This window comes from Sagittula sp., from assembly GCF_052825245.1.
Genome location: NZ_JBRBWD010000023.1, coordinates 1 through 12,564, shown reverse-complemented (window position 1 = coordinate 12,564; position 12,564 = coordinate 1). Strand labels below are relative to the sequence as shown.

Annotated in this window: 15 protein-coding genes; all 15 read left to right on the top strand. The window is 67.9% G+C overall.

Features of this window, described 5'->3' with window-relative positions; genetic code table 11:
• Positions 1-164 precede the first annotated feature (164 nt).
• The 15 genes from ACU0DV_RS07530 to hypD all read left to right on the top strand — a co-directional run bounded on the left by ACU0DV_RS07530 (position 165) and on the right by hypD (position 12,397).
• Positions 165-1,253 (top strand): hydrogenase small subunit, encoded by a 1,089-nt coding sequence (locus ACU0DV_RS07530; RefSeq protein ID WP_100929627.1) that lies wholly within the window; start codon positions 165-167, stop codon positions 1,251-1,253.
• A gap of 3 nt (positions 1,254-1,256) precedes the next feature.
• The gene (locus tag ACU0DV_RS07525; protein WP_100929628.1) at positions 1,257-3,050 is read left to right on the top strand and encodes a nickel-dependent hydrogenase large subunit; all 1,794 of its coding nucleotides are present in this window, start codon (positions 1,257-1,259) and stop codon (positions 3,048-3,050) included.
• A 15-nt stretch (positions 3,051-3,065) separates the two neighbouring features.
• Positions 3,066-3,242, top strand: a complete 177-nt coding sequence (locus ACU0DV_RS07520; RefSeq protein ID WP_283980874.1) for a hypothetical protein — start codon at positions 3,066-3,068, stop codon at positions 3,240-3,242.
• Complete coding sequence (gene cybH, locus ACU0DV_RS07515) at positions 3,235-4,017, top strand: Ni/Fe-hydrogenase, b-type cytochrome subunit (RefSeq protein WP_370314123.1); 783 nt, start codon at positions 3,235-3,237, stop codon at positions 4,015-4,017. Before ACU0DV_RS07520 ends, cybH begins: the two co-directional genes overlap by 8 nt.
• A 341-nt stretch (positions 4,018-4,358) precedes the next feature.
• A complete protein-coding gene (locus ACU0DV_RS07510) occupies positions 4,359-4,967 on the top strand; it encodes a HyaD/HybD family hydrogenase maturation endopeptidase (RefSeq protein ID WP_100929630.1) in 609 nt (202 codons plus the stop codon).
• A 3-nt stretch (positions 4,968-4,970) separates the two neighbouring features.
• Positions 4,971-5,291 carry a HypC/HybG/HupF family hydrogenase formation chaperone gene (locus ACU0DV_RS07505; protein ID WP_283980873.1) on the top strand — a complete coding sequence of 107 codons (321 nt, stop codon included), beginning with the start codon at positions 4,971-4,973 and terminating at the stop codon, positions 5,289-5,291.
• An 11-nt stretch (positions 5,292-5,302) separates the two neighbouring features.
• Positions 5,303-5,686 carry a hydrogenase accessory protein gene (locus tag ACU0DV_RS07500; protein WP_283980872.1) on the top strand — a complete coding sequence of 128 codons (384 nt, stop codon included), beginning with the start codon at positions 5,303-5,305 and terminating at the stop codon, positions 5,684-5,686.
• 13 nt (positions 5,687-5,699) lie between these two features.
• On the top strand, positions 5,700-6,530 hold the full coding sequence (locus tag ACU0DV_RS07495) for a hydrogenase expression/formation protein (protein ID WP_446240794.1): 831 nt from the start codon (positions 5,700-5,702) through the stop codon (positions 6,528-6,530).
• The gene (hybE, locus tag ACU0DV_RS07490) at positions 6,527-7,339 is read left to right on the top strand and encodes a [NiFe]-hydrogenase assembly chaperone HybE (protein WP_446240795.1); all 813 of its coding nucleotides are present in this window, start codon (positions 6,527-6,529) and stop codon (positions 7,337-7,339) included. Before ACU0DV_RS07495 ends, hybE begins: the two co-directional genes overlap by 4 nt.
• A 4-nt stretch (positions 7,340-7,343) precedes the next feature.
• A complete protein-coding gene (locus ACU0DV_RS07485; RefSeq protein ID WP_446240796.1) occupies positions 7,344-8,240 on the top strand; it encodes a hydrogenase expression/formation protein HupK in 897 nt (298 codons plus the stop codon).
• Positions 8,233-8,574, top strand: coding sequence for a hydrogenase maturation nickel metallochaperone HypA (hypA, locus tag ACU0DV_RS07480; protein WP_100929636.1), 342 nt, complete (start codon positions 8,233-8,235; stop codon positions 8,572-8,574). Before ACU0DV_RS07485 ends, hypA begins: the two co-directional genes overlap by 8 nt.
• Positions 8,574-9,437: a hydrogenase nickel incorporation protein HypB gene (gene hypB / locus ACU0DV_RS07475; RefSeq protein WP_446240797.1), complete on the top strand. Its 864-nt coding sequence runs from the start codon at positions 8,574-8,576 to the stop codon at positions 9,435-9,437. The genes hypA and hypB overlap by 1 nt, the downstream gene beginning before the upstream one ends.
• Before the next feature lie 5 nt (positions 9,438-9,442).
• Positions 9,443-10,939, top strand: a complete 1,497-nt coding sequence (locus ACU0DV_RS07470) for a sigma-54-dependent transcriptional regulator (protein WP_100929638.1) — start codon at positions 9,443-9,445, stop codon at positions 10,937-10,939.
• A gap of 4 nt (positions 10,940-10,943) precedes the next feature.
• Positions 10,944-11,258 carry a HypC/HybG/HupF family hydrogenase formation chaperone gene (gene hypC, locus ACU0DV_RS07465; protein ID WP_283980867.1) on the top strand — a complete coding sequence of 105 codons (315 nt, stop codon included), beginning with the start codon at positions 10,944-10,946 and terminating at the stop codon, positions 11,256-11,258.
• Positions 11,255-12,397, top strand: a complete 1,143-nt coding sequence (gene hypD / locus ACU0DV_RS07460; protein WP_446240798.1) for a hydrogenase formation protein HypD — start codon at positions 11,255-11,257, stop codon at positions 12,395-12,397. The genes hypC and hypD overlap by 4 nt, the downstream gene beginning before the upstream one ends.
• The last annotated feature ends 167 nt before the right edge of the window (positions 12,398-12,564 follow it).

The following is a 12,564-nucleotide window of genomic DNA, read 5'->3' as shown; positions in this document are numbered from 1 at the left end:
CAAACATCTGAAAATCCGTGACTAATCGAAGATGTGCGCAGTCTGCACATTCATTTTGCATCGACCCCCTCCGAGCGGCCCATATGGGTGGCAGCTTTGTATGCCACGGCATTCTGCAGCGCCGCATCGCGCCGCTTGCGGCCGGAGGACAGGGAGGGACCAGCTTGAGCCAGATAGAAACCTTCTATGACGTGATGCGCCGGCAGGGGATCACCCGCCGGAGCTTCATGAAGTACTGCACGCTGACGGCGTCGGCGCTGGGGCTGGGACCCGCCTTCGTGCCGCAGATCGCCCATGCGATGGAGACCAAGCCGCGCACGCCGGTGATCTGGGTCCACGGGCTGGAATGCACCTGCTGCTCGGAGTCGTTCATCCGCTCGGCGCATCCGCTGGCGAAGGACGTGGTGCTGTCGATGATCTCGCTGGACTACGACGACACTCTGATGGCGGCGGCGGGCCACCAGGCGGAGGCGGCGCTGCAGGACACCATCGAGAAGTACAAGGGCAACTACATCCTCGCCGTCGAAGGCAACCCGCCGCTGAACGAGGACGGGATGTACTGCATCGTCGGCGGCAAGCCCTTCGTCGAGCAACTGCGCCACGCGGCGGAGCACGCCAAGGCGATCATCTCTTGGGGCGCCTGCGCGTCCTATGGCTGCGTGCAGGCCGCCGCGCCCAACCCGACGCGGGCGACGCCGGTGCACAAGGTCATCACCGACAAGCCGATCATCAAGGTGCCGGGCTGCCCGCCCATCGCCGAGGTCATGACCGGCGTCATCACCTACATGCTGACCTTCGACCGGCTGCCGGAACTCGACCGGCAGGGCCGCCCCGCGATGTTCTACGGTCAGCGCATCCACGACAAGTGCTACCGCCGGCCGCACTTCGACGCGGGCCAGTTCGTCGAGGCCTGGGACGATGACAACGCGCGCAAGGGCTATTGCCTCTACAAGATGGGCTGCAAGGGTCCGACCACCTACAACGCCTGCTCCACCGTGCGCTGGAACGAGGGCGTGTCCTTCCCGATCCAGTCGGGCCATGGCTGCATCGGCTGTTCCGAGGACGGCTTCTGGGACCAAGGCAGCTTCTACAACCGCGTGACCGATTTGACCCAGTTCGGGGTCGAGGCGAACGCCGACAAGATCGGGCTGGCCGCGGCCGGCGTCGTGGGGGCGGGCGTCGCAGCCCATGCCGCCGTGACCGCCCTGAAGGCCGCACAGAAAAAGACCCAGTCCGCGAAAGAGGAGGCCTGATAGATGGTCATTCAAACCCCGAACGGCTTTGACCTCGACAATTCCGGCAAGCGGATCGTCGTGGACCCGGTGACCCGGATCGAAGGCCACATGCGCTGCGAAGTGAACGTGGACGAGGAGGGCTTCATCCGCAACGCGGTCTCTACGGGCACCATGTGGCGCGGGCTGGAAGTGATCCTGAAAGGCCGCGATCCGCGCGACGCCTGGGCCTTTACCGAGCGGATCTGCGGCGTCTGCACCGGCACCCATGCGCTGACCAGCGTGCGGGCGGTGGAGGATGCGCTGGGGATCACCATCCCCGACAACGCCAACTCCATCCGCAACATCATGCAGCTCAACCTGGAGATCCACGACCACGTCGTGCACTTCTACCACCTGCATGCGCTCGACTGGGTGAACCCGATCAATGCGCTGAAGGCGGACCCGAAGGCCACGTCGGAGCTGCAGCAGGCGGTCTCGCCCTCGCATCCGATGTCCTCGCCCGGCTACTTCCGGGACGTGCAGAACCGGCTGAAGAAGTTCGTGGAAAGCGGGCAGCTTGGCCTCTTCAAGAACGGCTACTGGGACAACCCGGCCTACCTGCTGCCGCCCGAGGCGGACCTGATGGCCACGACCCACTACCTCGAGGCGCTCGACCTCCAGAAGGAGATCGTCAAGGTCCACACCATCTTCGGCGGCAAGAACCCGCATCCCAACTGGCTGGTGGGCGGCGTGCCGTGCCCGATCAACGTGCATTCGACCGGGGCCGTGGGCGCGATCAACATGGAACGCCTGAACATGGTGTCCTCGATCATCGAGCAGTGCATCGAGTTCAACAAGAACGTCTACCTGCCGGATGTGAAGGCCATCGGCGGCTTCTACAAGAACTGGCTCTATGGCGGCGGGCTGTCGTCCAAGGCGTGCCTCGCCTACGGGGACATCCCCGAGAACCCGAACGATTTCAGTGCCGAGCAGCTTCACCTGCCGCGCGGCGCGATCATCAACGGCGACCTCACCACGGTGCACGACGTCGACCCGCGCGACCCCGAGCAGGTGCAGGAGTTCGTCGACCATTCGTGGTACACCTACGGCGAGGCGGGCAAGGGGCTGCATCCGTGGGACGGCGTGACGGAGCCGAACTACGAGCTTGGCCCCAACGCCAAGGGCACCCGGACCGACATCCAGGAACTGGACGAGGCGGCGAAGTACTCGTGGATCAAGGCGCCGCGCTGGCGGGGCAACGCGATGGAGGTGGGCCCGCTCGCCCGCTACGTCGTGGGTTATGCCAAGGGTCACGAAGAGATCAAGGACCAGGTCGACCGCCTGCTGCGCGACATGGACCTGCCGCTTGAGGCCGTCTTCTCGACCCTCGGGCGCACCGCTGCGCGGGCGCTGGAGTCGGAGTACTGCGGCCGGTTGCAGAAACACTTCTTCGACAAGCTGGTGACCAACATCAAGAACGGCGACGAGTCGACCGCGAACGTGGCGAAGTGGGACCCCTCGACCTGGCCGAAGGAGGCCAAGGGCGTCGGCATGACCGAGGCGCCGCGCGGCGCACTGGGGCACTGGGTCCGCATCAAGGACGGGCGCATCGACAATTACCAGTGCGTCGTGCCGACCACGTGGAACGGATCGCCCCGCGACACGGCGGGCAACATCGGCGCCTTCGAGGCGTCGCTGATGAACACCAAGATGGAGCGCCCGGAAGAGCCGGTGGAGATCCTGCGCACCCTGCACAGCTTCGACCCGTGCCTTGCGTGCTCCACCCACGTGATGTCGCCGGACGGCGAGGAACTGACCACCGTCAAGGTGCGCTGAGGGAGGACCCGAACCATGAAACGCATTGCAGCACTGATCGCACTTCTTCCGGTTTCGGCCATGGCACACGGGGCGCACGCCCCGGTGCCGGAAAGCAGCCACGGCCTTGCCCACCTAGCACCCGCGCTCTTGGTGATCGCGGTGGCCGTGGTGGTCGCCCGCATCTCCCTCCGGAGGAAGGACGATGCATGACGGCACGGAGACGATCCACCAGCCGCGGCCGGGGATCGAGCCCCTGCCGACGGCCCGCCTGACCGGCGACGCCACCGCGCAGGACCTCGAGTCGATCCGCAAGCGCACCTCCGTTTACGTCTACGAGGCGCCGGTGCGCCTGTGGCACTGGATCAACGCGGCCTGCATCTTTGTGCTGGTCTTCACCGGCTGGTTCATCGGCAACCCTTTCCCGTCGATGCAGATCGGAGAGGCGACGCACCAGTTCATCTTCGGCTACACCCGCTTTGCGCATTTCGCGGCCGGGCTGATCCTGACGGTGGGCTTCTTCGGGCGCATCTACTGGGCCATTGTCGGCAACCACCACGCCAAACAGTTGTTCTACGTGCCGGTCTGGAACCGCCACTGGTGGAAGGAGCTGTGGTTCGAGGTCAAGTGGTACGCCTTCCTCGAAAGCGAGCCGAAGAAATACGTGGGCCACAACCCGCTGGCGCAGCTGGCCATGTTCATGTTCATGACGGTCGGCCTGTCCTTCATGATCCTGACGGGTCTCGCGCTTTATGGCGAGGGGCTTGGCGATCACAGCTTCATCTATGCCGCCACAAGCTGGGTGCTCACCCTGTTCGGAAATAGCCAGATCGTGCACTCGGTGCATCACCTCGGCATGTGGTTCATCGTGATCTTCATGATCATCCACATCTACGTGGCGGTGCGGGAAGACATCATGTCCCGGCAGTCCATCGTCTCGACTATGATCTCGGGGCACCGCACATTCAAGGATGACCGCGCCGACTGACACGGGGCGTCCGCGAAGGCACGGGAAGGCGGGTCGCAGGGCCCGCCTTTTCGCATTCCGGTCAGCGGCTTTCCGGCCGCCGCGTGCAAGATTCTCCGGAGATACATTTTTTGGATGGAATTTTGTCTTTCTGTTTTCATCAATGTTGCAAGATAAGTTTCCAGATGTCGTGCGCCGATGTTCGCGGTCTGCCTGAAAAAACGCTTATCCGGTAAGGGTTTGTTCAATATGCATGAAAAACGGCCCGAACCGGCAAGTCCGTTGCCGTCCGCCGCCCATCCATGGAAAGGTCTGCATGGTAACGAGGCTTCCGGCAAGGCGGCTCGACGGAGGAGGACAGCATGACAGGGAAAACCCTCATCATGGGCATCGGCAACGTGCTCTGGGCCGACGAAGGGTTCGGCGTGCGCTGCGTGGAGGCGCTGGCCGACGCATGGTCCTTCCCGGCGGAGGTGACGCTGCTCGACGGGGGCACGCAGGGGCTGTACCTGCTGCCGTTCCTCGAAGAGGCCGACACCCTGATCGTCTTCGACGCGGTGGACTACGGGCTGGTCCCCGGCACGCTGAAGATCGTGGAGGGCGACGAGGTGCCCGCCTTCATGGGCGCCAAGAAGATGTCGCTGCACCAGACAGGTTTCCAGGACGTGATCGCGACGGCGCAGCTCATGGGGTACTGCCCCGAGACGCTGATCCTGATCGGCTGCCAGCCCGAGGAGCTTGAGGATTACGGCGGCGGCCTGCGGGCGGTGGTGGCTGCGCAGATCGCCCCGGCCCTCGAGATCGCGCTGGAGAAGTTGCGAGCCATGGGCATCGAGCCCGTGCCCGGCAAGGCCGACACCCACCTCTTGGCCGACAAGTCGATCCTGCGCGACGCCTACGAGGAGGGCCGCCCCTCCGAGGAAGAGGCCTGCCGCATCGGCGACGCCCGCTTCCTGCCCGCGGGCGCCTGAGCCATGTGCGTCGGCGTCCCGATGGAGATCCTTTCGGTCGACGGCATCTCGGCCATGGCCTCGGGCGCAGAGGGGATCGAGGTGATCGACCTGTCCCTGACGCCGGACGCGACCGTGGGTTGCCACGTCCTGACTTTCCTCGGCGCCGCACGAGAGATCATCACCGCCGACGAGGCCGCGAAGATCGCCAGTGCGCTGGCGGGCCTGCGGTCGCTGATGAACGGCGGCGAGCTGGGCGACGCCTTTGCCGACCTCGAAGACACCGGGCCGCGCCTGCCGCCCCATCTGCAAGCCGCCCTTGCCGCCGGCAAGACCACCGCCTGAAGGAGACCGCCATGTCCCATCCGCTCATCACCCGCCTGACGACCGAATTCGGCTGGCCCCGTTTCGAAGACATGGGATCGCTGGAGGACTGGCGCGCCGGTCCGGGCGTGCACGTGCTGTTCGTGCCGGGCGATCCTGTGCGCAACCTCGAAACCGCCGACGTCGCGGTGATCCTGCCGGAACTGCGGCAGGCCTTCCAGGGTCGTTTCGACTGCGCGGTCTGCGGCGACGCCATCGAAGAGCAGGTCCGCAACGAGACCAAGGTCTTCAAGACCCCCAGCCTGATCTTCTGGCGCGCGGGCGAGATGATCGGCGCCGTGCCGAAGGTGCGCGACTGGGACGACTACATGGCCCGCGTCGCGCATATCCTGAGCCTGCCGGTCGCCGCCGAATAAGGGAGAGAGACAGATGTCGAATTTCGTACTGCCCCCGGTGGGCTTCGGCCCCGGATCGCAGCCTCTGGGCGACGAGGACGCGCAGCTGGAATACATGCCGATGCCGCAGGACATGCGCACCTACGCGCCGCATGTGCCGGACGTGGCGGGCGACGCGGAGCAGGCCATGGCCCTGCTGGCGGAGGTCGGAGAGGCCTGCGCGCAGGTGGCCCGCGACGGCGGCTCGAAGACCTTCGACCTGACCGGGCTCGACGCCGCCAACCTCGCCCTGATCAAGGAGACGCTGGGCGAGGGCGAGGTTGCGGTGAAGGTCTGGGGCCTGCCCGCGCTCGCCGCGCAGGAGTCGGTCTTTGCCGGGGTCTGGCGCGTCACCGGCGAGGGCGTCGACCGCATCGAGGTCGCACAGGTGCCGCAGGCCGCCCGGGCGCGTGCCTTCATCCCGCGCAAGCCCGCCGCCGGTGCGCAGGCGCCGAAGGGCGTGGGTGTGGTCAACGCTCCGGCGCTGGCGGTGGAGCTGGAAGAGCGTTCCGCCCATTACGCCGCCGCGCGGGAGCTGCATGTCGTCAACCTGACCCTGCTGCCGCACACCGAACCGGACCTGCTTTGGCTGGACACCGCGCTGGGGCAGGGCTCTGCCACGCTGCTCTCGCGCGGCTACGGCAACTGCCGCGTCACGGCGACGGCGCTGCCGCATGTCTGGCGGGTGCAGTTCTTCAACTCGATGGACACGCTGATCCTCGACACCTTCGAGGTGACGGACATGCCCGAGGTGGTCCTGGCCGCCAGCGAGGACCTGAGCGACAGCGCGGAGCGCATCGCCGAAGTGCTGGAGGCGATCCGATGAACACGCAGACCGGGTTCGAAGGTTCCTACCTCGGCGCGTCGGACAAGATCAGCGCGCAGGCGATCATGGAGTGCAAAATCTGCTGGACGCCCTACGATCCGGCAGAGGGCGACGACACGCGGCAGGTGGAACCGGGCACGCCCTTCCTTGCCCTGCCGGACGACTGGTCCTGCCCCAACTGCTCGGCGCCGAAGGAACAGTTCCTCGTGCAGTCCGATCCGGGGTCGGTTGCCGCGCAGCAGGCGGCGGCGCTGGCCCCGCGCATCGCGGCGCTGGAGGCCGATTTCCGCGAGATCTGGCATTCGAAGATGCGCGACGTGCCGATGGTCAACGCCGCGCTGCGGGTGGAGGCCGTGGGCTTCACCCTGTACGAAGGCCGCCCGCTGGGCGTGCTGATCTCGCCGTGGTTCATGAACCTCGTGATGCTGTCCGCCGAGGGCGAGGACTGGTCCGGGCTGAAGGCGGGCGAGAAGGAGGTGATCGCTTTCCCCTCCGGCGAGTACGAGTTCCTGCACAACGTCCGGGAGCAGGCGGGCGGCTACAAGGCCTGTTCGCTGTTCTCGCCGATGGGCGATTTCCGCAGCCACAAGGACGCCGCCGACGTGGCGCGCGCCGTGATGGTCGCGCTCTTCCAGGAGGAGCACCGGGCAGAAACCGACCGCTCTGCCGACATCCGCGCCGCGCGCGAGGCGGAACTGGCTGCGGCTGAGGCGGCCGCAGAAGAGGAGGGCGGGGCGCCCGTGCTCGATCCCGCGCCGACGCGGCGTGCGGTCATCACCGGCGGCATCGCCTCCGGCGAGGAGGAATAGCGCGATGCTGGCCCTCGTCGGACAGCCGGGCTTGGCATGGCGGACGGGACCGGCGCTGCCGGTGGCGCGCCTTGTCATCGGCCGTCCGGCAGAGGAGGCGGCGGCGGTCCTGCCGCGCATCTACAACCTGTGCCGCGGCGCGCAGGAGACCGCCGCACGGCTGGCCTTCGGTCTGCGGCTGGAGGACGGCACCGACGACCGCCTGCATGCGGAGATCCTGCGCGATCACGTCCTGATGCTCTGCGTCCGCCTGCCGCGCCATTTCGGCAGCTCGGCGATGGTCCTGCCGCAGGGCTGGCAGGCGGACCCCTCGCTGCTGCGCGCGCCGCTGTTCGGGACGGTCGAACGGCTGCCCCGGCATCTGTCGGAGCTGGACCGCGCCATGGCTGCCGGGGCGGGCGTCATGCTTCTGCTGCGCCGGGTGCGCGACAGCTTTGCCCCGTTCGAGGCGGCAACGGGTGTCCTGCCGGTGCCGGAAGGGGCAGAGGTCCTCGACCTCACGGCGCAGGAGAATTCTGTCGCGGGACGCTGGGCCCTGCATCCGCTGATGCGCGAGGTCGAGCGGGACTTCGGGCGCGGGCCCTTCTGGCGGCTCATGGGCCGGGTCGTCGAACTTGACGCGCTGCTGGCCGGTGTGCGCCTGCCGTTCCGCGTGACCCCGGACGGAGAGGCTTTTGTCCCCGCCGCCCGCGGCTGCTACGGTGTCTCGGCACGGACAGAGGCAGGCCGTGTGACCGCCTTTGAGCGGGTGACGCCGACCGATCACCTGCTGGCGGAGGGCGGTGTGCTGGACCGGAGCCTTGCGGCGCTGCCGGGCCGCAAGCGGGGGCTGGCGCCGCTGCTTCTGGATATCCTGGACCCCTGCGTGCCGGTCCGGCTGGAGGAGACGACCGATGCATGAACTCTCGCTTTGCGAAGGCATCCGGACGGTGCTGGAAGACACCGCGCGCCAGCACGGCGTCGACCGCATCGCGCGGGTGCGGCTGGAGGTCGGGCGCTTTGCCGGGGTCGAGAAGGAGGCGCTGTTCTTCGCATTCGACGTGGTGATGCGCGGCTCTGCGGCCGAGGGGGCTGTGCTGGAAGTGATCGACCTGCCGGGGCAGGCGATGTGCTACGACTGCATGAAGGTCGTGGAGATCGCCCACCGGCTGGACCCCTGCCCGGACTGCGGCGGGGGCAAGCTGATGCCGCAGGGCGGCGACGAAATGCGTATCAAGGATTTGGAGGCTGCGTGATGTGTACGGTTTGCGGATGCGGAGACGGAGAGGTGAAGGTGCACGGCCATGACCACGATCATGACCACGGGCATCATCATCACCATGGGCATGACCACGAGCACGGCCATGACCATCACCACGGGGACACCCACGACCACGTCCACTTCGGCCACGGTCCGGCGGGCGTCGAGGTGCCGGGCATGTCGCAGTCTCGGCTGATCGAGATCGAGACCTCGATCCTCGCCAAGAACGACCGCTACGCGGGGGCCAACCGCAGGGCGCTTGCCGCGAAGGGTATCCTCGCGTTGAACTTCGTCTCTTCCCCCGGTTCGGGCAAGACGACGCTCCTGTGCCGGACCATCGAGGCGCTGGGGGACCAGCCGCTTGCCGTGATCGAGGGCGACCAGCAGACCCAGAACGACGCCGACCGTATCCGTGCGACCGGCGCGCGGGCGGTGCAGGTGAACACCGGCAAGGGCTGCCACCTCGACGGGCACATGGTGGGCCACGCGCTGGAGCATCTCGACCTCGCGCCCGGCGCGATGCTGTTCATCGAGAACGTCGGCAACCTGGTCTGTCCGGCGGGCTTCGACCTTGGCGAGGACTGCAAGGTGGCGATCCTGTCGGTCACCGAAGGCGAGGACAAGCCGCTGAAATACCCAGACATGTTCCAGGCGGCGCGGCTGGCGATCCTGAACAAGACCGACCTCGCCCCGCATTGCGACGTGGACATGGACCTCTACGAGGCGAACCTGCGCCGGGTGAACCCGGAGATCGAGATCATCGCCCTCTCGGCCCGCACGGGCGAGGGCATGGACCTCTGGACCGGCTGGCTGAAGGCGCGCCTCGCGGCGAAACGGGCGCCGGCCGCCGCGGAGTGAACGCCATGGCCGACGCATCCACCCTGACCCTGCCCACCATCCTGCTGGTCGACGACGAGGAGCACGCGCTCAACGCCATGCGGATGGCGCTGGAGGACGACTTCGACTGCCTTTGCGCGCTGAACGCCGACGAGGCCGAGGCGCTGATGGAGGACAACTTCGTCCAGGTGGTGATCTGCGACCAGCGGATGCCGGGCAGGTCCGGGGTGGATTTCCTGTCGGCCGTGCGCGACCGCTGGCCCGAGACGGTGCGCATCATCATCACCGGCTACGCCGAGACGCAGGACATGATCGCGGCGATCAACGACGCGGGCATCTACCAGCTGATCACCAAGCCGTGGCATCCCGACCAGCTCATCATGATGGCGAAGAATGCCGCCGACCTCTTCCGCCTGAACCGCGACCACGAACGCATGTCGCTGGAGATGCGGTTCCTCACCCGCTCGGTCGAGCACAAGCTGGCGGAGAAGCGCCGCGCGCTGCGCGAGGGGCTGGGGTTCGAGAAGATCCTGCGCTCGGCCAATTCGCCGATGAACCCGGTGGTGGCGCAGGCGCGGCAGTTCGCGTCCTTCGACGTCTCGGTGATGATCGTGGGCGAGGAGGGCACCGGCAAGGCGGAGATGGCCCGCGCGATCCACTACGGCTCCCTCCGGTCGGACCGGGCGTTCCACGAAGTCAACGTGGTGGGCGTGGACGACCGCATCCTCGAGATCGAGCTTTTCGGCCACAAGCGCGGTGCGGTGCCCAACCTGCAGACCAACGGCGTGGGCCTTTTGCAGAAGGCCGACCGGGGCACGCTGTTCCTGAACGGGATCGAAAGCCTGTCGCCGCGCATGCAGCTCCAGTTGCAGCAGGTGGCGACGGAGGGCGTGTTCCGCCCCGTCGGCGGGCACGAGACGCTGCGCAGCGGCGCGCGGCTGATCGCCGGCAGCAGCCGCGATCTCAGGGCGGAGGTCGAGGCGGGCAACTTCCGCGCCGACCTGTTCTATGCGCTGGCGCAGACCACGCTGCAGGTCCCGCCGCTGCGGGCGCGGCTTTCGGACCTGCCGCTTCTGGCGCAGGAGATGCTGTTCGAGGCGGCCTCGCGCCACGGCAAGATCGTGCACGGGCTTTGCGAGGACGCCGTCGATTTCCTGAAGCGCTATCACTGGCCGGGCAACCTGCGCGAGCTGGAGAACGAGGTCTTGCGCATGCTGATCTTCGCGCAGGACGCGGTGCTGGGGCCGGAGCTGATCTCCCGCCACATCCTTCAGGCCGCGCCGTCGGAGGCAGGGCGCGAGCCGGGCGTCGACGCGGTGCTGGCCGACACGGGATCGCTGAAGGAACGGGTGGAGCAGATCGAAATGCGCATCCTGCGCGAGACGCTGACCCGGCTCAGGTGGAACAAGTCGCGGGCGGCCTCCGAACTGGGGCTGAGCCGCGTGGGCCTGAGGGCAAAGATCGAACGCTATGGCATCGAAGAGCCGCGCAAGGCCGGGATGCCGGACGACGAGGAGGAGTAAGGCCATGTGTCTGGGGATCCCGGGACAGATCATCGAAGTGACGGACGAGGCGCGCATGATGGCGCTGGCCTCCGTCTCGGGCGTCCGGCGCGAGGTCAACGTGGCCTGCGTGGCGACCGGCCCGCTGGAGGAGCTGGTGGGCCAGTGGGCGCTGATCCACGTGGGCTTTGCCATGTCGCTGATCGACGAGGAGGAGGCCGCCAAGACGCTCGAGGCGCTGCGCGGTCTGGGCGAGGCGCAGGAGACGCTGGAGGCGATGGCGGCGGGCGACGCGGCGCTGGCCGGTCCGGCGCGGGACACCGTGGAGGAAAGCGCATGAAACACGTCCAGGAATTCCGCGACCCGAAACCCGCGAAGGCGCTGATCGCGCGCATCGGCGCGGCGCTCGACCGGATCGGCGCCACGGCGGAGAAGCCGGTGCGCATCATGGAGATCTGCGGCGGGCACACCCATGCGATTTTTCGCTACGGGCTCGACAAGCTGGTGCCGCCGGGGCTGGAGTTCATCCACGGGCCGGGCTGCCCGGTCTGCGTGCTGCCGATGAGCCGCGTCGACGAATGCATCGAGATCGCGGAGCGCCCCGAGGTGATCTTCACCACCTTCGGCGACGCGATGCGGGTGCCGGGCACGCGGAAGTCGCTGATCCAGGCGAAGGCGGACGGCGCGGACATCCGCATGGTCTATTCGCCGCTCGACGCGCTGGAGATCGCCCGGCGCAACCCCGACCGCGAGGTGGTGTTCTTCGGCCTGGGCTTCGAGACCACGACGCCCTCCACCGCCCTGTCGATCCAGGCGGCGGCGCGCGAGGGGCTGACGAACTTCTCGGTCTTCTGCAACCACATCACCGTGCCGCACCCGATCCGCGCGCTGCTGGACGACCCGCACATGGTGCTGGACGGCTTCGTCGGGCCCGGGCACGTGTCCATGGTGATCGGTGTCCACCCCTACGATTTCATCGCGGAGGAGTATGGCAAGCCGCTGGTGGTCGCGGGGTTCGAGCCGCTGGACCTGCTCCAGTCGGTGCTGATGGTGCTGGAGCAGATCGCCGAAGGCCGCGCCGAGATCGAGAACCAGTACGCCCGCGTCGTGCCGGAGCACGGCAACCCGGTCTCGCTTGCCGCGATCGCGGATGTCTACGAGGAGCGTCCGTCCTTCGAATGGCGGGGACTGGGCGAGATCGACGCCTCGGGCCTGCGCATCCGCGCGGCCTACCGGGCCTGGGACGCGGAGGAGAAGTTCGGGATCGGCTATGCCACCGGCGCGCGCAACGTGGCGGAGCCGGAGGGCTGCATGTGCGGCGCGGTGATGACCGGCCGGATGAAACCGGTCGCCTGCCCGCAGTTCGGCACGGGCTGCACCCCGGAGATGCCGCTGGGGGCGCTGATGGTGAGTTCGGAAGGGGCCTGCGCGGCCTACTACCAGTACGGCGGCGCCCGGGCGGCGGAACCGGCGGAATGAGGGGTTTCGCCGGGCTGGCGCCCGGCGATCCGGGGGGGGGGGGGGGGGGGGGGGGGGGGGGGGGGGGGGGGGGGGGGGGGGGGGGGGGGGGGGGGGGGGGGGGGGGGGGGGGGGGGGGGGGGGGGGGGGGGGGGGGGGGGGGGGGGGGGGGGGGGGGGGGGGGGGGG

What these genes read in the sequence shown, in the direction of transcription:
- ACU0DV_RS07525 (WP_100929628.1), top strand. Translation starts at nt 1,257, where the DNA reads ATGGTCATTCAAACCCCGAACGGCTTTGACCTCGACAATTCCGGCAAG.
- ACU0DV_RS07520 (WP_283980874.1), top strand. Translation starts at nt 3,066, where the DNA reads ATGAAACGCATTGCAGCACTGATCGCACTTCTTCCGGTTTCGGCCATG.
- cybH (WP_370314123.1), top strand. Translation starts at nt 3,235, where the DNA reads ATGCATGACGGCACGGAGACGATCCACCAGCCGCGGCCGGGGATCGAG.
- ACU0DV_RS07510 (WP_100929630.1), top strand. Translation starts at nt 4,359, where the DNA reads ATGACAGGGAAAACCCTCATCATGGGCATCGGCAACGTGCTCTGGGCC.
- ACU0DV_RS07505 (WP_283980873.1), top strand. Translation starts at nt 4,971, where the DNA reads ATGTGCGTCGGCGTCCCGATGGAGATCCTTTCGGTCGACGGCATCTCG.
- ACU0DV_RS07500 (WP_283980872.1), top strand. Translation starts at nt 5,303, where the DNA reads ATGTCCCATCCGCTCATCACCCGCCTGACGACCGAATTCGGCTGGCCC.
- ACU0DV_RS07495 (WP_446240794.1), top strand. Translation starts at nt 5,700, where the DNA reads ATGTCGAATTTCGTACTGCCCCCGGTGGGCTTCGGCCCCGGATCGCAG.
- hybE (WP_446240795.1), top strand. Translation starts at nt 6,527, where the DNA reads ATGAACACGCAGACCGGGTTCGAAGGTTCCTACCTCGGCGCGTCGGAC.
- ACU0DV_RS07485 (WP_446240796.1), top strand. Translation starts at nt 7,344, where the DNA reads ATGCTGGCCCTCGTCGGACAGCCGGGCTTGGCATGGCGGACGGGACCG.
- hypA (WP_100929636.1), top strand. Translation starts at nt 8,233, where the DNA reads ATGCATGAACTCTCGCTTTGCGAAGGCATCCGGACGGTGCTGGAAGAC.
- hypB (WP_446240797.1), top strand. Translation starts at nt 8,574, where the DNA reads ATGTGTACGGTTTGCGGATGCGGAGACGGAGAGGTGAAGGTGCACGGC.
- ACU0DV_RS07470 (WP_100929638.1), top strand. Translation starts at nt 9,443, where the DNA reads ATGGCCGACGCATCCACCCTGACCCTGCCCACCATCCTGCTGGTCGAC.
- hypC (WP_283980867.1), top strand. Translation starts at nt 10,944, where the DNA reads ATGTGTCTGGGGATCCCGGGACAGATCATCGAAGTGACGGACGAGGCG.
- hypD (WP_446240798.1), top strand. Translation starts at nt 11,255, where the DNA reads ATGAAACACGTCCAGGAATTCCGCGACCCGAAACCCGCGAAGGCGCTG.